The sequence below is a fragment of the Streptomyces sp. NPDC044061 genome, assembly GCF_056434305.1.
The window spans coordinates 191,786-217,386 of record NZ_JBWKFL010000013.1 but is presented as its reverse complement, the minus strand read 5'-3'; the positions used below and the strand labels follow the sequence as shown (position 1 = coordinate 217,386).

22 protein-coding genes are annotated in these 25,601 nt (G+C 73.0%); 12 read left to right on the top strand and 10 right to left on the bottom strand.

Annotated elements, in window-relative coordinates:
- Positions 1-81 precede the first annotated feature (81 nt).
- The 3 genes from AC07CM_RS22740 to AC07CM_RS22730 form a co-directional block, all read right to left on the bottom strand.
- Positions 82-1,755, bottom strand: a complete 1,674-nt coding sequence (locus AC07CM_RS22740) for an RICIN domain-containing protein (protein ID WP_478878250.1) — start codon at positions 1,753-1,755, stop codon at positions 82-84.
- 505 nt (positions 1,756-2,260) lie between these two features.
- A complete protein-coding gene (locus tag AC07CM_RS22735) occupies positions 2,261-2,638 on the bottom strand; it encodes a toxin Doc (RefSeq protein ID WP_478878249.1) in 378 nt (125 codons plus the stop codon).
- Between the two features lie 3 nt (positions 2,639-2,641).
- Complete coding sequence (locus AC07CM_RS22730; protein WP_478878248.1) at positions 2,642-2,881, bottom strand: hypothetical protein; 240 nt, start codon at positions 2,879-2,881, stop codon at positions 2,642-2,644.
- Between the two features lie 175 nt (positions 2,882-3,056).
- Between AC07CM_RS22730 and AC07CM_RS22725 the strand changes: the two genes are divergently transcribed.
- The 3 genes from AC07CM_RS22725 to AC07CM_RS22715 all read left to right on the top strand — a co-directional run bounded on the left by AC07CM_RS22725 (position 3,057) and on the right by AC07CM_RS22715 (position 6,019).
- Positions 3,057-3,566: a methylated-DNA--[protein]-cysteine S-methyltransferase gene (locus AC07CM_RS22725; protein WP_478878247.1), complete on the top strand. Its 510-nt coding sequence runs from the start codon at positions 3,057-3,059 to the stop codon at positions 3,564-3,566.
- A 13-nt stretch (positions 3,567-3,579) separates the two neighbouring features.
- Positions 3,580-4,302: a 2OG-Fe(II) oxygenase gene (locus AC07CM_RS22720; protein ID WP_478878246.1), complete on the top strand. Its 723-nt coding sequence runs from the start codon at positions 3,580-3,582 to the stop codon at positions 4,300-4,302.
- Between the two features lie 94 nt (positions 4,303-4,396).
- Positions 4,397-6,019, top strand: a complete 1,623-nt coding sequence (locus AC07CM_RS22715; RefSeq protein ID WP_478878245.1) for a multicopper oxidase family protein — start codon at positions 4,397-4,399, stop codon at positions 6,017-6,019.
- A gap of 29 nt (positions 6,020-6,048) precedes the next feature.
- Here the strand turns inward: AC07CM_RS22715 and AC07CM_RS22710 are convergent, their stop codons facing one another.
- Positions 6,049-9,138: a glycoside hydrolase family 2 TIM barrel-domain containing protein gene (locus tag AC07CM_RS22710; protein WP_478878244.1), complete on the bottom strand. Its 3,090-nt coding sequence runs from the start codon at positions 9,136-9,138 to the stop codon at positions 6,049-6,051.
- A 265-nt stretch (positions 9,139-9,403) separates the two neighbouring features.
- Between AC07CM_RS22710 and AC07CM_RS22705 the strand changes: the two genes are divergently transcribed.
- On the top strand, positions 9,404-11,785 hold the full coding sequence (locus tag AC07CM_RS22705; RefSeq protein ID WP_478878243.1) for a SpoIIE family protein phosphatase: 2,382 nt from the start codon (positions 9,404-9,406) through the stop codon (positions 11,783-11,785).
- Here AC07CM_RS22705 and AC07CM_RS22700 read toward each other — a convergent pair.
- Entirely contained in the window at positions 11,779-12,327 is a 549-nt protein-coding gene (locus AC07CM_RS22700; RefSeq protein WP_478878242.1) for an RNA polymerase sigma factor, read from the bottom strand. The genes AC07CM_RS22705 and AC07CM_RS22700 overlap by 7 nt on opposite strands.
- A 47-nt stretch (positions 12,328-12,374) precedes the next feature.
- Here AC07CM_RS22700 and AC07CM_RS22695 point away from each other — a divergent pair, with 47 nt between their 5' ends.
- The 5 genes from AC07CM_RS22695 to AC07CM_RS22675 all read left to right on the top strand — a co-directional run bounded on the left by AC07CM_RS22695 (position 12,375) and on the right by AC07CM_RS22675 (position 17,885).
- Positions 12,375-13,763, top strand: coding sequence for a serine/threonine-protein kinase (locus AC07CM_RS22695; protein ID WP_478878241.1), 1,389 nt, complete (start codon positions 12,375-12,377; stop codon positions 13,761-13,763).
- Between the two features lie 158 nt (positions 13,764-13,921).
- Entirely contained in the window at positions 13,922-14,614 is a 693-nt protein-coding gene (locus tag AC07CM_RS22690; protein ID WP_478878240.1) for a DUF4232 domain-containing protein, read from the top strand.
- Between the two features lie 191 nt (positions 14,615-14,805).
- Positions 14,806-16,047 (top strand): polysaccharide deacetylase family protein, encoded by a 1,242-nt coding sequence (locus AC07CM_RS22685; RefSeq protein WP_478878239.1) that lies wholly within the window; start codon positions 14,806-14,808, stop codon positions 16,045-16,047.
- A 61-nt stretch (positions 16,048-16,108) separates the two neighbouring features.
- On the top strand, positions 16,109-17,362 hold the full coding sequence (locus AC07CM_RS22680) for an SLC13 family permease (protein ID WP_478878314.1): 1,254 nt from the start codon (positions 16,109-16,111) through the stop codon (positions 17,360-17,362).
- A gap of 31 nt (positions 17,363-17,393) precedes the next feature.
- Entirely contained in the window at positions 17,394-17,885 is a 492-nt protein-coding gene (locus AC07CM_RS22675; protein WP_478878238.1) for a universal stress protein, read from the top strand.
- A 31-nt stretch (positions 17,886-17,916) separates the two neighbouring features.
- Here the strand turns inward: AC07CM_RS22675 and AC07CM_RS22670 are convergent, their stop codons facing one another.
- Positions 17,917-19,773, bottom strand: a complete 1,857-nt coding sequence (locus AC07CM_RS22670; protein WP_478878237.1) for a ricin-type beta-trefoil lectin domain protein — start codon at positions 19,771-19,773, stop codon at positions 17,917-17,919.
- Between the two features lie 279 nt (positions 19,774-20,052).
- The gene (locus AC07CM_RS22665) at positions 20,053-20,940 is read right to left on the bottom strand and encodes a helix-turn-helix domain-containing protein (protein WP_478878236.1); all 888 of its coding nucleotides are present in this window, start codon (positions 20,938-20,940) and stop codon (positions 20,053-20,055) included.
- A 65-nt stretch (positions 20,941-21,005) separates the two neighbouring features.
- Here AC07CM_RS22665 and AC07CM_RS22660 point away from each other — a divergent pair, with 65 nt between their 5' ends.
- Positions 21,006-21,815 (top strand): phytanoyl-CoA dioxygenase family protein, encoded by an 810-nt coding sequence (locus AC07CM_RS22660; RefSeq protein ID WP_478878235.1) that lies wholly within the window; start codon positions 21,006-21,008, stop codon positions 21,813-21,815.
- A gap of 4 nt (positions 21,816-21,819) precedes the next feature.
- On the opposite strand, the gene AC07CM_RS22655 is transcribed toward AC07CM_RS22660, so the two are convergent.
- Positions 21,820-22,788 carry an aldo/keto reductase gene (locus AC07CM_RS22655; RefSeq protein ID WP_478878234.1) on the bottom strand — a complete coding sequence of 323 codons (969 nt, stop codon included), beginning with the start codon at positions 22,786-22,788 and terminating at the stop codon, positions 21,820-21,822.
- A 150-nt stretch (positions 22,789-22,938) separates the two neighbouring features.
- On the opposite strand from AC07CM_RS22655, the gene AC07CM_RS22650 reads away from it, so the two are divergent.
- Positions 22,939-23,790, top strand: coding sequence for an endo alpha-1,4 polygalactosaminidase (locus AC07CM_RS22650; RefSeq protein WP_478878233.1), 852 nt, complete (start codon positions 22,939-22,941; stop codon positions 23,788-23,790).
- 62 nt (positions 23,791-23,852) lie between these two features.
- Here AC07CM_RS22650 and AC07CM_RS22645 read toward each other — a convergent pair whose 3' ends face one another.
- Both AC07CM_RS22645 and AC07CM_RS22640 read right to left on the bottom strand, forming a co-directional pair.
- The gene (locus AC07CM_RS22645; protein WP_478878232.1) at positions 23,853-24,386 is read right to left on the bottom strand and encodes a flavoprotein; all 534 of its coding nucleotides are present in this window, start codon (positions 24,384-24,386) and stop codon (positions 23,853-23,855) included.
- A 9-nt stretch (positions 24,387-24,395) separates the two neighbouring features.
- A complete protein-coding gene (locus tag AC07CM_RS22640) occupies positions 24,396-24,854 on the bottom strand; it encodes a nuclear transport factor 2 family protein (protein ID WP_478878231.1) in 459 nt (152 codons plus the stop codon).
- A 101-nt stretch (positions 24,855-24,955) separates the two neighbouring features.
- Here AC07CM_RS22640 and AC07CM_RS22635 point away from each other — a divergent pair, with 101 nt between their 5' ends.
- Entirely contained in the window at positions 24,956-25,516 is a 561-nt protein-coding gene (locus tag AC07CM_RS22635) for a TetR/AcrR family transcriptional regulator (RefSeq protein ID WP_478878230.1), read from the top strand.
- The last annotated feature ends 85 nt before the right edge of the window (positions 25,517-25,601 follow it).

Genomic DNA, 25,601 nt, shown 5'->3' with positions numbered 1-25,601 from the left:
TCCGGGCCCTATGCTTATCCGCCCCCCCCCCCCCCCCCCCCCCCCCCCCCCCCCCCCCCCCCCCCCCCCCCCCCCGGCGCCTCACGTACCCGGCCCCGGCAACCGCGCGGGCCGGACGGACGGCCCGTCGCTGCCGGTGATCGACAGGGAGCCGGGGCTCGCCGCCGGCCCGTCGGTCGTCCAGCGCTGTCCGGCCGAGTGGTCCCGGACCTTGACGACGATGTCGGAGCCCGCGTTCCCGCCGGCCGGGGCGAGGGCGAGGGCCTCGTCCCAGCGGGGCAGCAACTCGCCCCGCACGGTGAGGTCGTAGCGCACGTCGTCGCCGCGCCGGGAGCCGTCGTCGGCGCAGGTGCCGAGAATGACGACGCCCGCGTCGGCGTGCGAGTCCAGGCACAGCCCAGAGTCGGCAGCGCTGCGCAGCTGCCCGTCCGCGTCGTACGTCCACTGCTGCGTGACCGCCGGGGAACAGGCGGCGAGCACCGCGCTCGCGCCCGCCTCGGGCCTGCCCTCGACGTCCAGGCACAGGTCGGAGGCGGCGTTGCGCAGCCGGGTCGGCCGGCCGGCCGTGGGCAGGGCCGCGGTGCCGGGTGCCGTGGCGGAGGCGGGCGGTGACGGGGCGTCGGTGCCGGGGGCGGCGCCCGTGGAGGCGACCGGATCGGTGCCGTCGCCGCCGTGCGGCCACACACTGAGCGCGAGGACGGTCGCGAGCAGCCCGGCCGAGGCGACGCCGACTCCGGTCAGCAGTGTCCTGGACGACCATCCGGCGCCGGGTGCGCGCCGGTCGGTCGCCTGGGGCTCGCCACCGGCCCGCCGGTGTCCGCCGGGCACCGGGACCCGGGACAGCAGCCCGGGTCTGCCGCCGCCGCGTCGGCGGCCGCCGGAGCGCCGGGAGGTGCCGTGGGTGCGGGCGGGGCCGGGCCGTCCGCGGCCGGGGCGCGACTCGAGGTACCGGCGGGCGCCCCAGCCGAGGACCGCCTCGGCGAGCAGCACGCCGAGGCCGCCCTCGATCCGGCCGAGTTGCTCGGCCGCGTGCCGGCAGTAGGGGCAGCCGGCGAGGTGCTCCTGGACGTCGGGCAGCAGCGCGCCGCCCCGGCGGATCGGTATGTCGAGAAGGCGGTTGTAGTGACGGCAGTCGGTGCTCGGCGCGAGTTCCCGGTGCGCGTTGACACAGCCTTCCCGGAATTTCTCGCGGGCCTGTTGGAGTGCGACCGCCGCGCTGTCGGCATCCATGCCGAGCAGCCCCGCGGGGACGTTTATCGGTTCTGCCTCCACCTCGGTGTGCCACAGCAACGCCTGTTCGAGCCGGGGAAGGCTGTGGAATGAACGTTCGGACAGAGCGCGGTTTTCCGGTATCAGGGACTTCGCCGTACGCATACCGCGGCCCCCGGCGGGCTTCAGAAGTCCCGGCAGTACGGCGGCTATCGGGTCCCTGGCGGACCAGTTCACGACCGTGTCCCGCACGGCCACCAGCAGGCGGGGCCGCAGCGCGTCGGCGGGCTCGCCGAGCGCGAGCCGGTCGAGGACCTGGTGGAAGGCGGTGGCCGTGACCATGTGGGCGAGGGTTCCGGGCGCGGCCAGGCAGATGACGGCGTAGTCCTGCGCCGGCCGCCAGTGCCGGGCCATCAGCAGGGCGGCGGATCGCGAGGCCTCGGCGTCGGAACCGGCGCGCAGCGGAGCGGCGAGCGACTCGTCGGACTCCCCCGGGCCACTCCCGGGGGGCGGATAGGGCGGACGAGGGGGGTGGGGGGTGGGCACTGAGCGAATTCCTTTGTAGGTGCGGAGCGTTGGTCAGCGCTCTCCGGCAGACGCGCGCGGGGAGGTGGAATTCACCGGTGCCGCAACGGACCGGTTCCCCAACTGCCGGAAGAAACCCGGCGATTACCCCCGCACGGCTGTTTCAACCCTTGCACAACTTCCACACACGCAACAAGGCGCTCGTACGACATCGGCCGGTTTGAAGGAAAGTCAGAAAAACGGGCCGGGCGTCTGCTCCGCCACGTCGGCTTTCCGTTTTCCGTGCGCCCCGTGTGAAGGGTGCGCACAGACCGGGCGGCCGCGCACGCTTCCGGGGTGTGCGACCCGGTAGTGGACTGGGGACCGGCCCTCTCGAAAGGCCCCGCGCGGGACGGCGGCTCTCCCGCGCGAAACCGGCCGCCGGCCCCGTTCCTCCCGCCCTCGGCCGGCGGCCTCGTCATCTGAGGACGTCGCCCGGCCGGCGGCCCCGGCGGGGGAAGCCGCCGGGGCCGCCGGCCGGGCGATGTCAGATCTGCCAGGAACGCAGCCGGTCGGCCGCGCCGTACACGTCGGTCTTGCCGGAGAGCAGATCACGGGCGAGGTCGACCAGGGCGCCGTAGGGCGGGTCGATGCCGACGCCGCTGACGAACATGTAGGCCACGGCGGTCGCACAGGCGAAGCGGGCGTTGGCCGCGGGCAGCGGCTTGAGCACCGCGAGGGTGTGCAGCAGGGCCGCGGCCCGCCAGGCGGGGTCGGAGTCCACGCCGAGCCGGGGCGGGTCGACACGGTGCCGGGCGACGGCCGCGACCAGCGCGGAGAAGTCGTCGACCGTGGGCTGGTCGGGCAGCACCTCCTCATGGCGCTGGAGCAGCCACGGGACGTCGATATGGATGACGGAGGACATCGTTCAGGCGGCCTCGCCCCTGGCGGGGGGCTCGTCGTCGGGGAACGCGGCCGCGAACTCCTCGGCGTGGGCGGTGAAGAAGCTCCGGAAGGCAGCCGCGCCCTCCTGCAGCGCCCGGTGCCGGGCGATGTCGGCGGCGGCGGCCTCGCGTACGAGGGCCTTCATCGACGTCCCTCGCTCCTTGGCGATCTGCCGCAGGTCCTCTAGTTCGCGTTCGCTGAACTCCACATTGAGAGCTGGCATGCCTCTCACGGTACCGCGCGGGTACTTACCCGTAAATACAGCCAGGTCAAGCGCCCTTCTCGCCGGTACCTGCGGGAGGTCGGCACCCGGTAGCGCCCTGTCCGTTTTCCGCCGGTGACGCGGCTTGCCGCGCGGCAGACTCGTCAGTGAACCCCTCGGAGGACAGGAGACCGCGATGAACACGCACACCGTCCACACCACCTGCCCGAGCCCGCTCGGGGAGCTGCTGCTGACCGGTGAGGAGTCCGGTGGCCTCCTCACTCTCGCCTCACTGTCCATGCCGGGGCAACGCGGAGCGCCCGCCGTCCGGGCGGAGGACCGCGACGACCGTGCGTTCACCGAGGCGCGCCGTCAGCTGGACGCCTACTTCACCGGCCGTCTCACCCGCTTCTCCCTGCCGCTCGCCCCCGTCGGCACCCCGTTCCAGCTGCGGGTGTGGCAGGCCCTGGAGGACGTCCCGTACGCCACCACGACCGGCTACGGCGGCCTGGCCGCACGCCTCGGCGTGCCCCGGGTCGGGATCCGCGCGGTGGGCCGGGCCCTCGGCGCCAATCCCCTGCTGCTGGTGCGCCCCTGTCACCGCGTGATCGGTGCGGACGGCTCGCCGCGCGGGTACGCGGGCGGCGTGGAGCGCAAGGTGTGGCTGCTCACGCACGAGGGCGCGGCGCAGCCCGCCCTGGTGTGAGGAAGGAGCAGTCATGAAGCCCACCCGGGCCGAGGCCCGCCGGCGCGTGGCCGGCACCGACTGGACCGCGCTCGCGGCCGAGTTGGACGAGCACGGCAGCGCGCCCACGGGCCCGCTGCTGACCCCCGAGGAGTGCGCCGAGCTGGCCGCCCTGTACGACGAACCGGAGCTGTTCCGCACCACCGTCGACATGGCCGCGCGCCGGTACGGCTCCGGCGAGTACCGCTACTTCACACACGACCTGCCCGTCCCCGTGGCCGCGCTGCGAGCCGCCCTCTACCCGTGCCTGCTGTCCGTCGCCCGGGACTGGGCGGCCCGGCTGGACCGCCCCGCTCCCTGGCCGGACTCCCTGGACGACTGGCTGGAGCGCTGCCACGCCGCCGGTCAGGACCGGTCGGCGCAGATCCTGCTCAGCTACGGCCCGGGCGACTGGAACGCCCTGCACCGGGACGTGTTCGGGGAACTGGTCTTCCCGCTCCAGGTGGTGGTCGCCCTGGACGCGTACGGCACCGACTACACCGGCGGCGAGTTCCTGATGGTCGAGCAGCGGCCGCGCGCCCAGTCCCGGGGCACCGCCACCGCCCTGGAGCAGGGGCACGGCCTGGTGTTCACGACGCGCGACCACCCGGTCCGCACGCGTCGCGGCTGGTCGGCGGGTGCCGTGCGACACGGGGTGAGCACCGTGCGGTCCGGGCACCGGCGCACCCTGGGGCTGGTGTTCCACGACGCCGCCTGAACCCCGGACACCCGCCGCCCTCCCCCACCGACTTCACCAGACGCGCCGCCGCAGGTCCGTCACATATGAGCGCAAAACGTGTCTTATTTCATTCATGCACACACCTTCGCGGCGTACCCTGCTCCGTGCCCCGCTCGCTGCCGCCGGCGCGGGACTCCTGGCTGCCTGCACCGACTCCGGCTCCCACCTCCGTTCCGGCCCCGAGGGCGCGACGGCAGACATGGGGGACTACGTCCCCCCTGGGCCCAAGGGATATGTCGACCCGGCGGGTCCGGAGGTCCGTGCCGCCGAGCGCAAGCGCGGCTCCGGCCCGGTGCGCATGCTGAGGTTGACCGCCGCCGAGACCACCCTGGATCTGGGCGGGCGGCACGTGCGGAGCTGGGCCTACCACGAGGAGCTGCCCGGGCCGCTGGTGCGCGTCACCGCCGGCGACGTCCTCAGCCTCACCCTCGCCAACCGGCTGCCGACCAGCACCACGCTTCACTCGCACGGCGTGCGCATGCGCTGCGACATGGACGGCGTCCCGGACCTGACCCAGCGGGCCGTCGCTCCGGGAAGCGACTTCACCTACCGGTTCACCGTCTCCCATCCGGGCACCTTCCTGCTCCACTCCCATGTCGGAGTCCAGCCCGACCGGGGTCTGTACGCCCCCTTGATCGTCGACGACCCCCGGGAGCCGCTCGCCTACGACAAGGAGTGGATCATCCTCCTGGACGACTGGGTCGACGGTGTGGACGGCTCCACCCCCGACCAGGTGCTCGACCAGCTCACGGCGGGCAGGGGCATGAAGATGGGCAGCATGGCCATGGGACCGGGACCCGGCAGTGCCGGCCCGTCGGGGAGCCCGCACGCCACGCACTCCCACAAGTCGAGCGGCCCCTCCCGCGTGTTGCACAAGTCGCACAGCCGCATGCTCCACGGGGAGGCCGGCAGCGTCGCCTATCCCCTCTACCTCGCCAACGGCCGCACGCCCGCCCAGCCCTCGACGTTCCGGTGCAAGCCCGGCGACCGCATCCGGATCCGCATCATCAACGCCGGCTCCGAGACCGCCTTCCGCGTCGCACTGGACGGTCACACCATGACCGTCACGCACACCGACGGCTACCCCGTGCAGCACAAGAAGACCGACGCCCTCCTCCTCGGGATGGCCGAGCGCTATGACGTCCTCGTCACCGCCAAGGACGGCGTCTTCCCCTTCGTCGCGCTCGCCGAGGGCAAGAAGGGCCAGGCGGTCGCCGTGCTGCGCACCGACAAGGGAAAGACCCTTCCCCCCGCCGACGTCCGCCCCGACGAACTGGACGGTGAGGTCGTCCCCGCCCGGCGCCTGCGCCCGGACGACTCCGTGGCCCTCGCGGACCGCGAACCCGACCGGGAGATGCGCATCAGGGCCACCGGCAGCATGCAGACGTACGACTGGGGCTTCGACCACCGGCCCTACGACGTGCGCCAGCGCCACCCGGTCCGCACGGGTGAGCGGGTGAGGCTCACCCTCATCAACGCCACCGACATGTGGCACCCCCTGCACCTGCACGGCCACACGTTCGCCATCACCGGCCTGGACGGCGTCGGCGCGCGCAAGGACACCGCCATCGTCCTGCCCCACCGCAAGCTGGTAGTGGAGTTCGACGCCGACAACCCCGGCCTGTGGATGCTCCACTGCCACAACCAGTACCACTCGGAGAGCGGCATGATGACCATCCTCGGATACCGCAAGTGACGGGGTGAACCGGTCCGCGGGCAGGCCGCTCAGACGTCGAGCCGGCTGATGCGCACCGCTCCCCCGGGTTCGCCCGGATGGGCGCTGGTGAGCGTGAGGCGCACCCGCGAGCCGCGCACCGGGTCGAAGGTGATCACCGTGGGACTGTCCGAGGCGGTGGCCCAGTCGGTCCTGGCGCCCGTCACCGGCACGAAGGCACGACCGTCCCACACCGCCACCTCGGCCTCGGCGGGCAGCTCGTGGGTGCCGTCGACCGTGAAGGAGACCGCCACCCGGTCGACGGCGCGGGCCCGCCCGAAGTCGACCGACACCCAGTCCTTCGCGCGGGCCCCGCCGAAAGCGGGCAGCAGCGCCGTGGCCGACTTGGCGAAGGCGTTGGACCAGCCGGTGGCCGGGTCGCCGTCCAGCATCGCGGCGGGCAGGGTGTCCGGACGTCCGGAGTAACTGGCGTCCGCGTGCGGGAAGTCCGGGGCGGCCGGACGGCCGGGCCCGAAGCCGGGCGCGGCGGTGGTGGCGGCCGAACGGGCCGGCGTGCTGCGCACGCTCACCGTGCCCCCGCGCAGCCCGTCCGCCCGCGCCGTGACCTTCAGGGTGCCCGGCGCACCGCCGGACCTGACGATCGCGAGGGCCTTGCCGTGGAACGCGGTTCGGTTACTGGCCTGGTAGCGCTCGGCGCTCTCCTCGCGGCCGTTGTCGAGGCCGGCCAGGGAGCCCCCGGTCACGTCGAAGGCGATGAGGTGCTCGGCGTCGGGCACGACCACGCCGTGCGCGTCGACGACCTCGGCGGTCACGAAGGCCAGGGAACGGCCGTCGGCTGCCAGGGACTCACGGTCGGCGGTCAGGCGCACGGCGTGCGGGTCCCCGGCGGTGCGCAGGACGTCGGTGGCGACCACCTCGCCGTCCCGGCGGGCCACCGCCTTCAACTCGCCGGGCCGGTAGGGCACCTTCCAGGTCAGGTGCAGTTTGCCCGCGCTGCCGTCGGGGCTGGTGTAGCTGCCCGGGTAGGGGCCGTCGGTGAAGGTCTTGTCGTCGCCGGTGGCCTCCGTGGTCTCCAGGTAGGTGCGGCCGTCGGTGGTCCGCTTGACGTCGAACTCCCTGACGCCGAGGGACTGCCCGTTGAGGAACAGCTCGACGGAGGGCACGTTGGCGTACGCCCAGACCTCGACCGTGTCCCCCTCCTCGTGGTTCCAGGTCATCGGCAGCAGATGGACCGTCGGTTCGGTCGTCCACTGGCTCCTGAACAGGTGGTACATGTCCTTGGGGAAGCCGGCCGTGTCCACCGCGCCGAAGAAGGACGCCTTCACCGGGAAGACGTCGTACGGGGTGGGCTCGCCGAGGTAGTCGATGCCCGACCACAGGAACTGCCCCGCGAACCACTTGCGGTCCCGGTCCTTCTTGTGCCCGTACTCGCCGCTCATCGTCCAGGAGGCGAGGTTGTTGTCGTAGGAGGACACCTCCCGCCTGCCCGGGGTGTGGTTCTCGCCCGTGTTGAGGTGTTCCGGCTCCTGGTACGTGCCCCGGGTCGAGGTCTCCGACGAGGACTCGGACTCGAACAGGAACAGCTGGGGGTACTTGGCGTGCAGGGCGTCGACCGACTTGGCCGTGTTGTAGTTCAGGCCCAGGCCGTCGAGCTTGGCGAGCATGCGGTCCGCCGCGGAGCCGGTGGCGGGCACGCCGTGGTACTTGTTCGAGCCGATGACCACCGGCCGGCTGTCGTCGGCGGCCTTGATCGCGCCGATGATCCGGTCGGCCATGGCGAGCCCGGCGGTCGAGGTGGAGTCGGGGATCTCGTTGCCGATGGACCACAGGACCACGGCGGGCGAGTTGCGGGCCGCGAGCACCATCTCGGTGGCGTCCTTCTCGCACCACTCGTCGAAGAACCGGCCGTAGTCGTACCGGGTCTTGCCGGTCCTCCAGCAGTCGAAGGCCTCCACCATCATCACGATGCCCAGCTCCTCGCAGACCTGGATCATCTGCGGCGAGGGCGGGTTGTGCGAGGTGCGGAACGCGTTGACGCCCATCGACTTCATGATCGCCATCTGTCGGCGCACCGCGTCGACGCTGATCGCCGCGCCGAGCGCGCCCTGGTCGTGGTGCAGATCCACGCCCTTGATCTTGTGGTGGGTGCCGTTGAGGGAGAAGCCCTCGTCCGGGTCGAAGCGGTAGGTGCGGATACCGAAGGGGGTGCGGTGGGTGTCCGTGGTGCGGCCGCCGGCCCGCAGCTCGGTGTGCAGGGTGTAGCGGTGGTCCGGGGTATCGAAGTCCCACAGCCGGGGCCCGGGAACGGTCAGTTCGTGCGTCTCGGTGGCCTGCTCGGAGACGGCGACCGTGGTGGAGGTGCGGGCGAGGGTGCGGCCGTCGGGACCGGTGATCCGGGACAGGACCTGGACGTCCGTGCCGGTGCCGGACTCGTTGAGCACGGTGGTCCGCACCCGCACCACGGCCCGCTCCGCGTCGACCTCGGGCGTGGTGACGTACGTGCCCCAGCGGGCCACGTGCACGGGTTCGGTGATCACCAGTCGGGCCTCGCGGTAGATGCCGCTGCCCGAGTACCAGCGGCTGCTCGGCAGCTGGTTCTGGACCTTGACCGCGAGGACGTTCGGAGTGCGGCCGTCGGTGTGCACCAGGTCGGTGAGGTCGAGGGCGAAGCCGGTGTAGCCGTAGGGATGGCGGCCGGCCTCGGTGCCGTTGCAGTAGACGTACGAGTCCATGTAGACGCCGTCGAACTCGACCGAGATCCGCTTGCCGGTGTACGCGGGCGGCAGGGTGAAGGTGAGCCGGTACCAGCCGAGGCCGCCCGGGAAGAAGCCGGTGCCGCTGGTGGTGCCGTGGTCGGTCGTGGGGGTCTGCTCGATGCTCCAGTCGTGCGGTACGGCGACCTCGCGCCAGGCGCAGTCGTCGTACGTCGGGTCGGCCGCCCGCGCGTAGACGCCGTCCGGGTCGGTGATGCCGCCCGGGTCGGCCAGCGCGAAGCGCCAGCCGTCGCGCAGCGGGACGGTGCGGCGTCCGGGCGCGGCACCGGACGCCTCGGCGGCCTGGGCCGCGGGGGTGCCCGGGAGCGCTCCGGCGGCAGGCGCCGCCGTGGCTGCGACCAGAACCGATCTGCGCGTGACCGTCATGGCGACTCTCCCTCATCAGGGCCCAGAAGTACTCACAACTGATCGTGAACAAACAGATTCTGACGGTCTGCCACGCACGATCGTCAAGGGTGCGGGAGCAGACTCCTGCCCCGACGGCCGCATCGGCCGAAATTCCCCCTTGACGATGTTCGACGGGTCGGCCGGGTCCACCGGGGTCACGGGTCACGGGAGACCCCGACGCACTACGCTGGAACACAAGTGGTGCCACCTGTTCACTGTGAGTGTGCGCTTGGGAGCGGCGACGATGAGCCGGGTCTATCCGTTCGACGATGCGGCCACGGCCCGGGCTGTCATCGACGACGGCGGAACGCTGGTGGAGTGGAACGAGGGCGCGCGGCGCCTGCTCGGACACCCTGCCGACGCCGTCGTGGGCCGCCCTGCCGTCCAGCTGCTGGCCGGCGACGGCACCCCGGCCGTGCCCGGCGGCGCGCGCTGGGCGGGGACGGTCGGACTGCGCCACCGGGACGGCCGCACGGTCTCCGTGTGGCTGCTCGCCCACCGCCGGCCCCCGCGCGACGGTCACAACGGCGACTGGCTCGTGGTCACGCCGCTGCCCGGCCGGAACCCCGGCTCCCCGGACGATCCGCTGGACCGGGCCGGCCTCGTCCAGTCGCCGTGCGCCCTCTCCGTGTACGACGAGGAGCTGCGACTGCGCCACATGAACGACGCCATGGCCGAGGTGATCGGCCTGCCCGAGGACCGCCTGCGGGGCCTGAGGCTCTCGGAGATCGGCGGCAAGCCGCAGAGCGAGGAGCTGGAGCAGGGCCTGCTCCAGGTGCTCACCACGGGCCGGCCGCTGGACGTCCAGACGTTCATGCGCACCGGCGGCGAGGACCGGGCGCACGCCTGGCTGGCGCGGATGGCCCCGGTCACCGACCCCGAGGGCCGGGTGCGGGGCGTGTGCATGGCGACGCACGACGTCACCGACAACCACCGGGCCCGGCAGCGGCTGCAGATCGTCAACGAGGCGAGCGTGCGCATCGGCTCCACCCTCGACGTCACCCGAACCGCGCAGGAACTGGCGGACGTGTGCGTGCCCGCACTGGCCGACTTCGTCACCATCGACCTGCTGGACCCGGAGGAGTACGGCGGCGAGCCCCCTGCCCGCCTCACGGCCCCGGTGAACCTGCGCCGGGTCGCGCACCAGTCTGTCCTCAGGGGCGTGCCGGAGGCGGTGGCCAATCCCGGCCTGATCGAGCTGTACCCGGCCTTCTCCCCGCAGGCCGACTCCCTGACGGCCGGCCGCACCATCCGGGCCTCGGTGGCCAAGGGCGACCTGGACCAGTGGCTGACCTGGCACACCGCGCGCGGCGAGCGGGTGCGGGAGTTCGGCATCCACTCCTCGATGTCCGTGCCCATCCAGGCCCGCGGGCTGACCCTCGGGGTCGCCGTACTCACCCGGCATCGGCGCCCGGATCCGTTCACCGACGACGACATGCTGCTGGCGGAGGAGATCACCGCCCGGGCCGCCGTCTGCATCGACAACGCCCGCCGCTACTCCCGCGAACGCGAGACGGCCTTCGCGCTGCAGCGCAGCCTGCTGCCGCGCACGCTCCCGCGCACGGCCGCGCTGGAGGCGTCCTCCCGCTATCTGCCGGCGACCCGGGCGGGGGTGGGCGGCGACTGGTTCGACGTGATCCCGCTGTCCGGGATGCGGGTGGCGATGGTCGTCGGAGACGTCGTCGGGCACGGCATCCAGGCCTCGGCCACGATGGGCCGGCTGCGCACCGCCGTCCGCACCCTGGCCGACATCGACCTGGCCCCGGACGAGCTGCTCACCCACCTCGACGACCTGGTGGTGCGGCTGTCGGAGGAGTCCGGCGGCGACGGCAGCCCCGGGGAGGTCGGCGCCACCTGCCTGTACGCCGTCTACGACCCGGTCTCGCGGCGCTGCACCCTGGCCCGGGCCGGACTCCCGGCGCCCGTGGTGCTGAGGCCCGGCGGCGAGCCCCACCACCTGGACCTGCCCGCCGGCCCCCCGCTGGGCCTGGGCGGGCTGCCCTTCGAGTCGGCCGAGGTGGAGCTGCCCGAGGGCACCGTCCTGGCCCTGTACACGGACGGTCTGATGCTGTCCCGGGAGCGCGCCGGAGACCCCGGACCGGAGCTGCTGTACCAGGCGCTCGGGGGGTACGCGGACTCCCTGGACGAGACCTGCGACCGCATCCTGCACGCGCTGCTCCCCAAGGGCGGCGCCCCCGACGACGTGGCGCTGCTGCTGGCCCGCACCCGGGGACTGCCCGGCTCCCAGGTGGCGACCTGGGACATCCCCGCCGACCCGGCGCTGGTCGCGCCGATCCGCAAGCAGGTCGTGGAGCAGCTGGAGCGCTGGGCGCTGAGCGAGGTCGGGTTCACGGCCGAGCTGGTGGTGAGCGAGCTGGTCACCAACGCCATCCGCTACGGCTCCCGCCCGATCCGGCTGCGGCTGATCCATGACGCCGCCACGCTGATCGTCGAGGTGTCCGACACCAGCCACACCGCCCCGCACCTCAGGCGCGCCAAGACCTTCGACGAGGGCGGCCGCGGGCTGCTGCTGGTCGCCCAGCTCACCGAGCGGTGGGGCAGCAGACACACCGCGGAGGGCAAGACGATCTGGGCGGAGCTGGGGCTGCTCCAGGAGGATCAGTAGCCCCGCAGCCAGGGCCGTACCTGTTTGCGGGCCTCGTGCAGACGGGACTTGAGGGTGCCGAGCGGAATCCCGACGCGCTCGGCGACCTCGGCGTACTCCAGCTGGCAGATGTCCCGGTAGACCAGGGGCGCGACCAGGTGCGGGTGCTCGCGCTCCAGCCGGTCCAGGGCCTCCAGCAGATCGATCCGGGAGCCCGCGATGACACTGGTGGTGCGCGGGTCGACGTACTCGGCGGGCTCGATGACCACGGGCTGTTCGGCGGCCCGCCGCTTCAGCTCGCGGTACTTCTGCCGGCAGCAGTTGGCGACGACGGTGTACAGCCAGGTGCTGAAGCGACTGCGGCCCTCGAAGGCGGAGATGTGCCGGGCCACCTGGAGGAGCACGTCCTGCGCGGCCTCCTCGGCGTCCTCCCGGCAGGGCAGGAAGCGCCCGCAGCGGCGCACGATCTCGGGCCGCAGCCCGGTCAGCAGCCGGTCAAGGGCCGCCCGGTCGCCCGCGGCGGCGCGCCGTGCGAGGTCTTCGGCGCTCACCTCGTCCTGCACGTCAGGGTCCCCCTCGAAGTCGATCTCAGGGCAGGCATGATAGTCGTATGCACTCCCTGGAGCGGATCGGCCGCTACCGCCTCGAACGACGCCTGGGCACCGGTGCCTTCGCCACGGTGTGGCTCGCCCACGACGAGGAGCTGGACGCGCCCGTGGCGGTGAAGGTACTCGCCGAGAACTGGGCGCACCGGCTGGACATCCGGGATCGGTTCCTGTCCGAGGCGCGGCTGCTGCGCCGGGCCGGCTCCAGCCGGGTGGTGCAGGTCTACGACATCGGTGAACTGCCGGACGGCAGGCCGTACTTCGTGATGGAGTACGCCGACGGCGGCACCCTCGCCGATCTGCTGGCGGCCGGTCCGCTGCCGGTGCCCCAGGCGCTGGCGCTGACCGCGCAGGCCGCGCGGAGCGCCGCCGCGCTGCACGAGGCCGGCATCGTGCACCGCGACATCAAGCCGACCAACGTGCTGCTGCACACGGCCCCGGACGGCGAGCGGCGGCTGCTGCTGGCCGACCTGGGGCTCGCCAAGAGCCTCGCGCAGGCCTCGGTGCTCACGCTCGCGGCCGGCTCGGCGGGCTATCAGCCGCCGGAGCAGGCCGAGCCCGGCGAGGGCATCGACGCGCGCGCCGACGTCTACAGCCTGGGCGCGGTCGGCTACGAGCTGGTGACCGGGACCGTGCCGGGGCCGCCGGGGAAGGTCGTACCGCCCGGGCGACTGCGGCCGGACCTGGGCGAGCAGGCCGAGCGGGCGCTGCTGCGCGCCCTGGAGCCGGACCGGGAGCGGCGCTGGCCGACGGCGCACGCGTTCGCGGACGAACTGGACCGGCTGGCGGCGGCCTCCGGTGTCCGGCCGGGCAGGCGGCTCGACGGTGTCCGGGGCCGGTTGAACACGGTGACGCTGGTGGTGGCCGCGGCGCTCGCCGCCGCGGCCGCCGCCGTCACCGTGACGGTGGTCCTCCACCGGCCCGGCACCGCCGACCGGGTCGACGTGAAGGACTCCACCGGCCGGGTCTCCGTCCAGGTGCCGGCGGGCTGGGCCCGCGAGCTGCGCGACTCCGGCTGGGACCCGCACACGCTCGGGCTGACGGCGGGCCACGAGCCGGGCCTGGTGGTCGCCGACGACCTGACGCACTGGTCCGACCTGAGGACCGCGGTCGACGGTGTGTTCGTCGGGGTCGGCGAGCGCGGTGACGTCACCGCGCGGGTGAACGCCCTCGCGCACTCCGGCTGCCGCTACGCCGGCAGCCGCGCCTTCGCCGATGCGGAGTGGCGGGGCCGGATCCGGACCTGGAACGCGTGCCCGGACGGCGGCTCGGTCACCGAGTCCGCGCTCGGCCCGGCGGACGGGTCCGCTCGGCCACGGGTGTACGTACAGGTGCGCCAGCGGGGTGACGCGGACGCGACCGACGGCATACTCCGCTCACTGCGGGTCACCTGACACATCGGAGGCGTCGGCCGGCGGTCGAGGCGGGGAAAATCACCCGGAGAGGTCCGAACTTTTCCGGTGGCCCGTGCATCGAAGTGAGGTGACGGCGCACCCGGCGCCGTAGGCGCGCGTCCGCCGCGTGCCATGACGATCCAGGAGTGTTGAGCGACATGGCGTACTCATCCCAGGCATTGCAGCGCGGGGCCCTGCTCACGGGCGCGGTCGCCGTACTGGGCCTGCTGACCGCGTGCGGCAGCCAGGACATCCACTCCACCCCGCAGAAGGTGTCGGGCACGGCCGGTCCGGCGACCGAGGCCTCGAAGAACCCGGCGTCGTCCTCCGCGTCCGCCGCCGCCTCCACACCGGGTGGTTCGAAGTCGTCCGCCGCCCCGGACTCGGCCACCTCCTCCGGCACCGGCACCGGCGCCAAGACCGGCAGCACCAGCAGCCGGTGCCACACCTCCGAGCTGCGCGCCTCCGTCGGGCGCAACAACCCGGGTGCCGGCCAGGAGAACTTCCCCATCGTGCTCACCAACAAGTCCGCCCGGATCTGCACCCTGCACGGCTTCCCGGGCGCGGCGTTCGTGAGCGCCTCCGGCACCCAGCTCGGCCCGGACCCCAAGCGTTCGTCCGGCTCGCCGGTGACGGTCACGCTCAGGCCGGGCCAGAGCGCCTGGGCGGGTCTGACCTTCTCCAACCCGGAGATCAGCGGCGCGAAGACGGCCACGCCGGCCGCGCTGCTGGTCACCCCGCCGGACGAGCGTGACCAGCTCAGGGTGGCCTGGACGGCCGGTCCGGTCCCCGTCTCCGGCAACTCCTCGTCCGTCTTCCTGACCGTGTTCAGCTCCGGCACCGGCGCCTGACCGAACGTCCCTCCTCGACCCCGCTGTCCGCTCCCGGGCAGCGGGGTTCGTCATGAGCGCGCCACAAGTGTCACAGGACGGCAACACGTCCCCCTCGCCGCGATCTTTCCTCGACTCCCCCTCATCGAACCCGTCGACCACACAGCGAGAAGGCTCCGCAGGGAGCCGCGACGAGGAAATCGGGGAAGAACATGAGCGGCATCTCACGCAGGCGAGTGCTGACGGCGGGGGCGGCTGCGGGCGCCCTCGGGGCCCTGTCCGCCTGCTCCTCCGGCCTCGGGCTCTCCGTCGGCGAGAAGGACCCGGCGTACGGCAAGGGCACCGCGCAGGCCCGGCCGGTCAGGCTCATCGGGGACGGCTCCACCGCCGACACGGGCGCCCAGCCGCACCAGCCGAAGCCGGCCCGGCTGAAGCCGGGCCAGAAGCCCCCGCAGTTCGTGGTGTTCTCCTGGGACGGCGCCGGAGAGCTGAGCAACCGGCTGTTCTCCCGGTTCCGCAAGGTCGCGGCCGACCACGGCGCCAGGATGACCTTCTTCCTCAGCGGCATCTACACCCTGCCGGAGGCCAGGAAGGACCTCTACCGTCCGCCGCGGCACGCGGTCGGCGCGTCCGACATCGGCTACCTCGCCGACCGGCACATCCACGCGACGCTCCAGCAGGTGCGGACCGCCTGGCTGGAGGGCCACGAGATCGGCACCCACTTCAACGGGCACTTCTGCGGCGCGACCGGCGTGCGCAACTGGACACCGGCCGAGTGGCGCAGCGAGATCGAGCAGGCGATCGGCTTCGTCACGAAGTGGAAGACCAACACCGGCTTTACGGACCTCGAACCGCTCCCCTTCGACTACCGCAAGGAGCTGATCGGCGGCCGCACCCCCTGCCTGGAGGGCCAGACCAACCTGCTGCCCACCGCGGCCGCGCTCGGCTGGAAGTACGACGCCAGCTCGCCCGGCGGGCTGCAGATCTGGCCGGGCAAGGTGCAGGGCAACCGGATCTGGGACTTCCCGCTGCAGTCCATACCGTTCTCCGGCCACTCCTTCCAAGTGCTGTCGATGGACTACAACATGATGTTCAACCAGTCCGGCGGTGACCCGCTGGGCGACCGCACCCGGTTCGACGTCTGGCGCGCACAGGCCCGGGACACCTACCTGGCCGGCTTCCGGCGCGCGTACGAGAGCAACCGCGCTCCCCTCTTCATCGGCAACCACTTCGAACGCTGGAACGGCGGCATCTACATGGACGCCGTCGAGGAGGCGATCGGCCGGATGGCGGAGCACGACGAGGTGCGGTTCGTGTCGTTCAAGCAGCTCGTGGCCTGGCTGGAGGCGCAGGATCCGGCGGTGCTGCGCAAACTGCGCACGCTGGCGCCGGGTCAGGCCCCGGTGGGCGGCTGGGAGGAATTCCTGGGCGCGGCGGGCACCCGCTCCTCGTAGCCCGCTCACGGTCGTCTGTTTTCATGGGCGGGCAGCTTGTGATCGATCCGGAGGACCCGCCCTGAACACCCCCCTTGCCGAGGCCCTGTCCGCCGTCCTCCTGGTCGCCGTGCTCGCCTGGGCCGTCGTACGGCCCTTCGGATGGCCGGAGGCGGCGATGGCCGTACCGGCCGCCGGGGTCGCCGTCGCCACCGGGGCGATCTCGCTGGAGCACGCCCGGGCCGAGGCGGAACGGCTCGGGCCCGTGGTGGGGTTCCTGGCCGCGGTGCTGGTGCTCGCCCATTTCTGCGACGTGGAGGGCCTGTTCCAGGCGTGCGGGGCGTGGATGGCGCGCTGGGCGGCGGGCCGTCCGGTGCGGCTGCTGACCGCGGTGTTCGCGCTGGCCTCGGCGATCACGGCGGTGCTCAGCCTGGACGCCACGATCGTGCTGCTGACCCCGGTCGTCTTCGCGACGGCCGCGCGGACGGGCGTACGGCCGAAGCCGCATGTGTACGCCTGCACGCATCTGTCGAACACGGCGTCGCTGCTGCTGCCCGTGTCCAATCTGACGAACCTCCTCGCCTTCGCGGCGAGCGGGCTGAGCTTCACCCGCTTCGCGGCGCTGATGGCGCTGCCGTGGCTGCTGGCGATCGGCGCCGAGTACGCGGTGTTCCGGTGGTTCTTCGCCCGGGACCTCACCGCGGCGGCCCCGGCCGGCAAGGACACCGGTGAGCCACCGCGGCTGCCGCTGTTCGCGCTGGTCACCGTGGGCTGCACGCTGGCCGGTTTCGTGGTGGCGTCGGCGTTCGGGGTGGAACCGGCGTGGGTGGCGGCGGCCGGGGCGCTGGTGCTGGCGGGGCGGGCGCTGGTGCGCCGGAAGGCGACCCCGCTGAGCGTGGTGCGGGCGGCGGCGCCGGCCTTCCTGGCGTTCGTGCTGGCGCTCGGCATCGTGGTGCGCGCGGTGGTGGACAACGGGCTCGCCGACGCGCTCGGACACGTCCTGCCCGGTGGCACGGGGCTGCCCGCGCTGCTCGGGACCGCCGCACTGGCCGCCGTCCTCGCGAACCTCATCAACAACCTGCCCGCTGTGCTGGTGCTGCTGCCGCTCGCCGCTCCCGGGGGTTCCGGCGCGGTGCTCGCGGTGCTGCTCGGCGTGAACATCGGCCCCAACCTCACCTACGCCGGGTCGCTCGCCACCCTGCTCTGGCGGCGGATCGTGCACCAGCACGAGCACGGCGTGGACCTCGGGGAGTTCACTCGTCTCGGCCTGCTCGCCGTGCCCTCGGCGCTGGCCCTGTCCGTGGTGGCACTGTGGGGGTCGCTGCAGATTCTCTGAGGGTTTCCATGAGCCGAGGGAGGCCGACCGGATGCGCGTGATCGCCTGGCTCGTCGAGGGCACCTGGCCCGCCTGCGTGGACGCCGTGCGCACCCACGCCCCGCACGCCACGGAGGTGGTGCTGCTGCACGTGACCGGTCCTGACGTACCCGGGGTGGCGCACGGGGCGTACGCGGGGCTGCTCGGCCGCGGCCACCCCGAACGCGACCCGGGCGGCCGACTGGAAACGCTCGGTGGCAGCTCGGCGGCCGAACTCCTGCACGCCGCGGCCGAGCGGCTGGGGCGACCCTGTCTCCGCGAGGAGCGGTCCGGGCGGGTCGAGCGGGAGGTGGTGGCCGCGGCCGACGGCGCCGATCTGCTGGTGCTGGCCCGGGACGGCGACCGCTCCCGGCTCGGGCCGCGCAGCCTGGGCCCGGCCGTCCGGTTCGCCGTCGACCACGCACCCTGTCCGGTCCTGCTGGTATGGCCCGAACCGGCCCCCGGCCTGGCAACGATCCCGCCCCCGCCCCCGCACCACCACTGAGCCGACGGGCAGTGTCGGACCGCAAGGCCGTTCAGTGATGGTGCCGCCCGCCGCCGTAGCCACCGCCTCCATAGCCGCCGCCGTCGTAGCCGCCGCCTCCGTCGCAGTAGGACGGGTACGCCGAGCAGAAGTCCGGCGTGGCGGTGGGCGACGGTGTGGGGCTGGGCCCGGTCGGCGTCGGGGTGGGTGTCGGTGAGGGTGTTTTCGAGGTTCGGGGCGTGGGCTTGGCCGTCGGGGTCGGGGTGGTGTCGGTGCCCCAGTTGACGATCTCCATCTGCAGGTCGGGCTTGGCCGTGTCGACGGTCCAGCGCTGGGCGGAAGTCGCGCTGCGGGTCTTCAGGACGAGGGCGCCGGAACCGTCGGTCGCCGCGGGGGTCAGCGCAAGGTCCTGGTCCGAGCGCGGGACGAGCGCGCCCTGCAGGGTGAAGTCGTAGCGGATGTCCTTCGCGGCCTTTCCGGTGGCCGTGCAGGGGGAGAGCCGCACCGAGTAGCCGAGGTGGGAGTCCAGGCACAGGTCCGGGGCGGAGGCGTTGCGCAGCAGTCCGTCGGTCTCGTACGTCCACTGCTGGCTCGGCGTCGAGGAGCAGGTGGTGAGTTCGGTCTCCGCGCCCTTGACCGCCTTCTTGCCGACGACGCCCACGCACAGGCCCGAGGCGAGGTTGTGCAGCCGGCCGCGCAGAGCGCCCTGGGCGGAACCGTTCGTACCGGCCCAGGACGGGCCCGGCGTCGCGGAGTCCTTGCCCGGGGCCCTGGAGGGCGTGGCGCCGGGGGCCGGCACGGGATCGTCGCCCGAGCCGAGCACCGACCACAGGAAGAGCGGGAGGACGACCAGGCCGCTGACCGTGACGACGGCCAGGGCGAGGTTGCGGCGGCGGGCGCGGCGGGCGGCCCGGAGCGCGGAACGGCGGGACGGGGCGGGCCCGTGAGAGGCGGGTGTCCTCGCCGGCGCCGTGGCGGTCGCGACCGGTGCGGGTGCCAGGGTGCTGAACGCCTCCCCGCCCGGGAAGGCCGCGGTGTCCGGCGGGAATTGCGGGCGCGGGGGCGTGGTCTCCTCGGTGCGGGCCGCCCGGGACTCCTGGTAGGCGCGGGCGCCCCAGCCGAGGACCGCCTCGGCGAGCGCGAGCCCGAGCCCCGCGTTGAACCGGTCGAGCTGGTCGGCGGTCTGCCGGCAGTGTCTGCAGCCGGCCAGGTGCTGCTGCAGGTCCGGGTCGATGTCGACGCCGCCGCGCCGGTAGGTCACGTCCAGCATGCGCAGGTACCGCTGGCACTCGGCGTCGGGGGCGAGTTCGCGGTGGGCCTGGAGGCATTCCTCGCGCAGCCGCTCGCGGGCGCGGCGCAGATCGATCCGGGTCTCCTCCTCGTCCAGGCCCAGCAGCGCGGCGGGGACGGCGACGGGGTCGGCCTCGACCTCGATGTGCCACAGCACGGCGCGGGCGGCCTGGGGCAGTCGCTGGAAGGCGCGGGACAGCAGTCGCCGCCCGGACGGCGGGAGCAGCCGGGCCGCCGCGCGCTCCCCGCTGCCGGGGCCCGGCCGCAGGGCGGGGTGCAGGAGTTCCTGGCGGCCGTCGCCGTCCCACTCGGCCGCGATCCGGCGCACGGTGACCAGCAGGTGGGGCCGCCAGGCGGCGGACGGCCCCGCCTGCCTGATGGACTCGCCGAACAGCCGGGTGAAGGCGGCCGTGGTGAGCATGCCGGCCGCACGGGGTCCGTCGGTGCACAGCCGGGCATAGGCGAAGGCCGCTTCCCAGTGGCGGTCCAGGAGTTCGCCGACCGGATGGAGCGCGGGAGTCGTTCCCGTCCACTTCTTCAGTTCGGCACTCAGTTGCTCGTCCGAGACGTCGAACCGGGGGGTGGTGGGGGCGGAATCCGACGGGCCTGGGTCATTCACGTCTGCATTCCTCCGGGCGCGACACTGGAATTGGTCCATACCAGCCAGTACGGATGGTATTCGGCATCCCGGAACGTCCGCCTGGGCAGCTCTTTTGAAGCGTGGGGGGGCGCACGGGAGCGGCCTGGCGCGTGCAGCGGAAAATGTAATTGTCTGCGCGCCGACAGCGCACACTTTTGCACAGCACGGCACCAAGGAACAAGAGATCTCCCACTCTTGAACATTGCCTTTTCCGCGCTTCTTTCTTGACATTCTGTCAATGGAAGCCTTTGCGATGCATTACGGGCGTTCACCTGCCCGGTAGGCGCCCGGAGGCACTCCGTAGCGCTCGCGGAAGACCCGGCTGAAGTGGAACGGGCTGGGGAATCCGGACGCCGCCGCCACCCGCTCCACGGTCAGGTCGGTGACCTCCAGCAGCCGGGCCGCGTGCCGCAGCCGGGCCTCGCGCAGCGCACTCATGGGCGGCCGGCCGGTGCGCAGGGTGAACAGATGGGCGAACCGGGACGGGGATAGGGCGACGCTCCCGGCGAGCGAGCGGACCGTGTGCGGGGCACCCGGGTCGGCGGCGATCAGTTCCTCGGCGCGGCGCACCCGGGCGTCGTCGCCCGGCTCGGGTGCCGGCGCCTGGGCCCCGGACACGGCGAGCAGCACCACCTCCTCCAGCGCGCACAGGGCCAACTCCCGCGACAGGCTGTCGTGGGCCACCGCCACCGGGTCCTCGGGCGGTGTGCCCCGTGCGGGCCGGCGGGCGTCGGCGAGCATCCGGCCGAACGCGGCCTCGACGCGCCCGCGCAGGCTCCCGGGGACGGGCGCGAGGACGTACAGCCCGTCGGCCACGGCGTACGGGCGGAGCCAGGGCGCCCAGGAGGGGCGCGCCTGGCAGTGCGCCCACCAGAACCGCCAGTGCGGGGCACCGGGCGCCACGGCATAGCGATGGGCCACTCCCGGGGCGAGCACCACCAGGCGCCCGGCGACCGCGTCGGCCCGGGCGCCGCCCTGCCGGACCAGGCCCCACCCGCCCATGGTGTAGGTGAACAGCCAACTGTCGGAACCGCGGGGGCGGTTGACCCCGTACCCCGGCCCCTGGTCGTAGCGGCCGGTCACCACCAGGCCGGGTGGCGGGGACGGGTCGCCGGCAGCCGTCCCGGGCAGTCCCTCAGCACGCATGGGCATCCTCCCGGTGGGCGCGTCGGCCTAGCGTGGCAGGGAAGAGCCACCGAAGGAGCGGACACATGACAGCCACGGACAGCGGCGCCATCCTGCCCGAGGCACTCCGGCAGCGGTTCGAGGAGGACGGATTCACCGTCGTACGCGGCCTGTTCGGGTACGACGAGATCGAGCGGCTGCGCGACACCTTCGCGGCGCTGCGCGCGGCCGGGCCGGTCCCGGGCCACTTCGAGCCGCGGCCCGCCGACCCCGACCCACTGCGCCGGTACCCCCGGGTGATGCAGCCGCACGAGATCAGCGCTTCGGCCCGGAGCTTCCTGCTGGACGCCCGGCTGCGGGAGGTTCTCGAGGTGCTGCTCGGCCAGGAGGTGCTGGCCGCACAGAGCATGTTCTACTTCAAGCCGCCGGGCGCCCGGGGCCAGGCGCTGCACCAGGACAACTTCTATCTGCGGGTCGAGCCGGGCACCTGTGTGGCCGCGTGGGTCGCCTGTGACGTCGTCGACCGGGACAACGGCGGCCTCGAAGTCGTCCCGGGCACACACCGGATGGACCTGTTCTGTCCCGAAGTGGCGGACGAACGGCTGTCGTTCGCCCGCGAGTACGTGGCACCGCCGCCCGGTCTGGCCCCGGTGCCGGTGGACCTGGCGCCGGGCGACGTGCTGTTCTTCAACGGCAGCCTGGTGCACGGCTCGGGCCCCAACCGCGACGCCGGCCGCTTCCGGCGCTCCTTCATCGGACACTACGTCGGCCGTTCGGCCGAGCGCATCGGCGGCTACTACCGGACGCTGACCATGTCCGGTGAGCGCGTCCCGCTGCCGGAGAGCGAGGGCGCCGGTCCGTGCGGCACGGAGGCCGCGCCGCACGGACCCCACTGAGCCGTCAGTGGCCGCTGATCGCGCGCGGGGTGTAGGGCTGCTCCAGTTCCTCGATCTCCTTGTCGCTCAGCCCCAGTTCGACGGCCGCCACCGCGTCCGCGATGTGCTGCGGCCGGGCCGCGCCGACGATCGGTGCGGCCACGGTGTCCTGATGCAGCAGCCAGGCCAGGGCCACCTGGGCACGCGGGACGCCCCGGTCCTCGGCGATCCGGGTGACGGCCTCGACGATGGTGCGGTCGCTCTCCAGGTAGAGACGGTTGCCGAAGTTGTCGCCCGCGCTGCGCTCGGTGACGGTGCCCCAGTCCCGGGTGAGCCGGCCGCGGGCCAGCGGGCTCCACGGCAGGGCGCTCACACCCTGGTCCGCGCAGAGCGGCAGCATCTCCCGCTCCTCCTCGCGGTAGAGCAGGTTGTAGTGGTTCTGCATGGACACGAACTTGGTCCAGCCGCGCAGTTCGGCCGTGTACTGGGCCTTGGAGAACTCCCACGCGTACATCGAACTGGCCCCGATGTAGCGCACCTTGCCGGCCTTGACCAGGTCGTGCAGCGCCTCCATCGTCTCCTCGATCGGAGTGTCGTGGTCGTAGCGGTGGATCTGGTACAGGTCCACGTAGTCGGTGCCGAGGCGGCGCAGGCTGTGGTCGATCTCGGACAGAACGGCCTTGCGGGAGAGGCCGCCGCCGTTGGGGCCCGGCCGCATCCGGCCGTGCACCTTGGTGGCGAGCACGATCTCGTCGCGGTTCGCGAAGTCCCGCAGGGCCTTGCCGACGATCTCCTCACTGGTGCCGTCGGAGTAGACGTTGGCGGTGTCGAAGAAGTTGATGCCCGCCTCCAGCGCCTGCCGGACGAGCGGACGGGAGGCCTCCTCGTCGAGCGTCCACTCGTGCGTGCCGCGGTCGGGCAGGCCGTAGGTCATGCAGCCCAGACAGATCCGCGACACGTCCAGGCCCGTCGAACCGAGCTTCACGTACTGCATCGTTGCTGCTCCTGCCTTCGGGTGCGGTGGTCACTCAGGAGCGTACGTCCCGCTCCGGCGCCGATTTGACCGCACGCGCGCGTGGAGGATTGGATCCTGACACGTGCCGCGCCGACCGGCGGGGCCGTACCCGCGACTGATGGAGCGGACTTGCCCACCAAGGGGGTTCCCCGCGTCGGAGGTCGGAGGGCGACCGTCGGCACGACCCTGCTCGCCCTGGCCCTCACGGTGACCACACTGGCCGGCTGCGGTTCGGGGGGCACCGGGAAGGGCTGGTCCTCGAAGCCGGCCGCGGTCCGACTGCCGCCGCGCCACGCGGGCTTCGACTACCAGATCGGCGGCGCCTATCCCCCGCCCGCCGGCGTCCGGATCGTCAGCCGCGACCGGTCCGGCTCCCCGGCGCCGGGCCTGTACAACATCTGCTACGTCAACGCCTTCCAGGCCCAGCCGCAGGAGCGCTCCTCCTGGCCCGCCGACCTGCTGCTGCGCGACGCCCGTGGCAGGGTGGTCGTCGACGAGGACTGGAACGAGCCGCTGCTGGACCTGCGCACCCCGGCCGGGCGAGCGCGGGTGGCCGAGCGCGTGAACAGCTGGATCGACGGCTGCGCGAAGAAGGGCTTCGACGCCGTCGAGCCGGACAACTACGACAGCTACACCCGCTCCCGGCACCTGCTCACGGCCTCCGACGCGACCGCGTTCATGCGCCTGCTCTCCCGGCACGCGCACGCCCGGCACCTGGCCGTCGGGCAGAAGAACACCGCCGAACTGGCCGGACAGCGGCAGCGGACGGGGCTGGACTTCGCGGTCACGGAGGAGTGCGGCCAGTACGACGAGTGCGGGGTGTACGCCAAGGCGTTCGACGACCGGGTGGTGGACATCGAGTACACCGACAGCGGCCTGCGCAAGGCCCTCGCGCACTGGGGCGACCGGCTGAGCATCGTCCGCCGGGACGTGAAGGTCTCCACACCGGGCAGCGCGGAATACGTCCGGAGGGTGCGGTGAGGGGTCCGGCCGGCCGCGCGGGGTGAGGCCCGTCCGGGAGCGGTCCGGGCCGGAGCCCGCTGTCAGCGGCCTTCCAGCAGGTCCAGCGCGCTCTCCCAGGGGAACTCGGGCCGCCCGCCCCGCTCGTCGGGCATGCCGGAGTACGGCGCGCCGAAGCGGACGCCCATCCCGCGCAGGCGTATCAGGCTGTCCTGGTAGGCGGGGTGCGTGGCCAGCGCGTCGGCCACACAGGGCAGGACGGCGATCGGCACGCCGAGCCCGGCGGCCTCGCACAGCGTGCCGACGGCGAGGGTGTCGGCCAGGCCGGCCGCCCACTTGTTGACGGTGTTGAAGGTGGCGGGCGCCACCACCACGGCGTCCGGCGGCGGGAACGGCCGGGGGTCGGCCGGGGAGCGCCAGGCGGACCGTATCGGACGGCCCGTCCGGGCCTCGACCGCGGCGGTGTCGAAGAACCCGCCCATGGCGACCGGTGTGGCGATGACCCCGACCTCCCAGCCCCGTTCCTGGGCGGCGGTGATCAGTGTGCCGACGCCGGCGGCGATCCCGGCCGCGCAGACGACGACGTAGAGGAAGGGCTTCTCGGCCGGTGCGGTCATCCGGGCACCCTACTGAACCGGGAAGGACAGCCCCCGCTCGGCCTCGGGCCGCGGTCCGTGGATGCGCCGCTGCTCCTGCTCGATGCGTACGTCGTTGATGCTCGCCTCGCGCCGGCGCATCAGACCGTGCTCGTCGAACTCCCAGAGTTCGTTGCCGTAGGAGCGCCACCACTGCCCGTCGGCGTCGTGGGACTCGTACTGGAAGCGGACGGCGATGCGGTCTCCGTCGAAGGCCCACAGGTCCTTGCGCAGCGCGTAGTCCAGCTCGCGCTGCCACTTGGCGGTGAGGAACTCGACGATCTCGTCACGGCCGGTGAGGAAGGTGTCCCGATTGCGCCAGACCGAGTCCTCCGTGTAGGCGAGCGCCACCCGGTGCGGATCGCGGGTGTTCCAGGCGTCCTCGGCGGCCTGGACCTTCTGTGCGGCGGTCTCCCGGGTGAAGGGCGGCAGGGGCGGTCGGTCGGTCATCGTCTGCTCCTCGGCTCGGACACCAGTGGAGAACGAGCGTTCTCCAGCGGGCTGCTACGGTAGGAGAACGTTCGTTCTCTCGTCAAGGAGGGGTGTCTCCGATGGACGGCGCGGTCGCCCGGGACCAAGCGCTCGACGCCGCTGAGCGGCTGTTCTACGCCCGGGGCATCCAGTCCGTGGGCATGGACGAGCTGCGCGGCGCCTCGGGCGTGTCGCTGAAGCGTCTGTACCAGCTGTTCCCCACCAAGGAGCAACTGGTCGAGGCCTATCTGGAACGGCGGGACGAGCGCTGGCGGCAGCGGCTCGCCGAGCACGTGGCGCGGCAGCCGGACCCGCGCGAGCGGATCCCGGCCGTCTTCGACTGGCTGGAGGAGTGGTTCGCCGAGGACGGCTTCCGCGGCTGCGCCTGGATCAACGCCTACGGCGAGCTGGGCGCCACGTCGACCCGGGTGGCTGAGCAGGTACGTGCGCACAAGGAGGCGTTCCGCACCTACCTCGCCTCACTCGTGACCGACGCGGAGCTGCCCACGGCCCTCACGGGTCCCCTGTTCCTGCTGGCCGAGGGCGCGATGGTCACAGCCGGCATCACAGCGACCCCCCGACCGGCGGCCGAGGCCCGCGAGGCGGCGCGGGTTCTGGTGGCGGCCGGCGGCCAGGGGTGACTCCGAGATCGGGGGGCGGCCGGCGGACGGCTTCGGGATCTGGGGGGCCGGCGGGTGGCTTCGGGATCGGCGACGCCATGAGGGG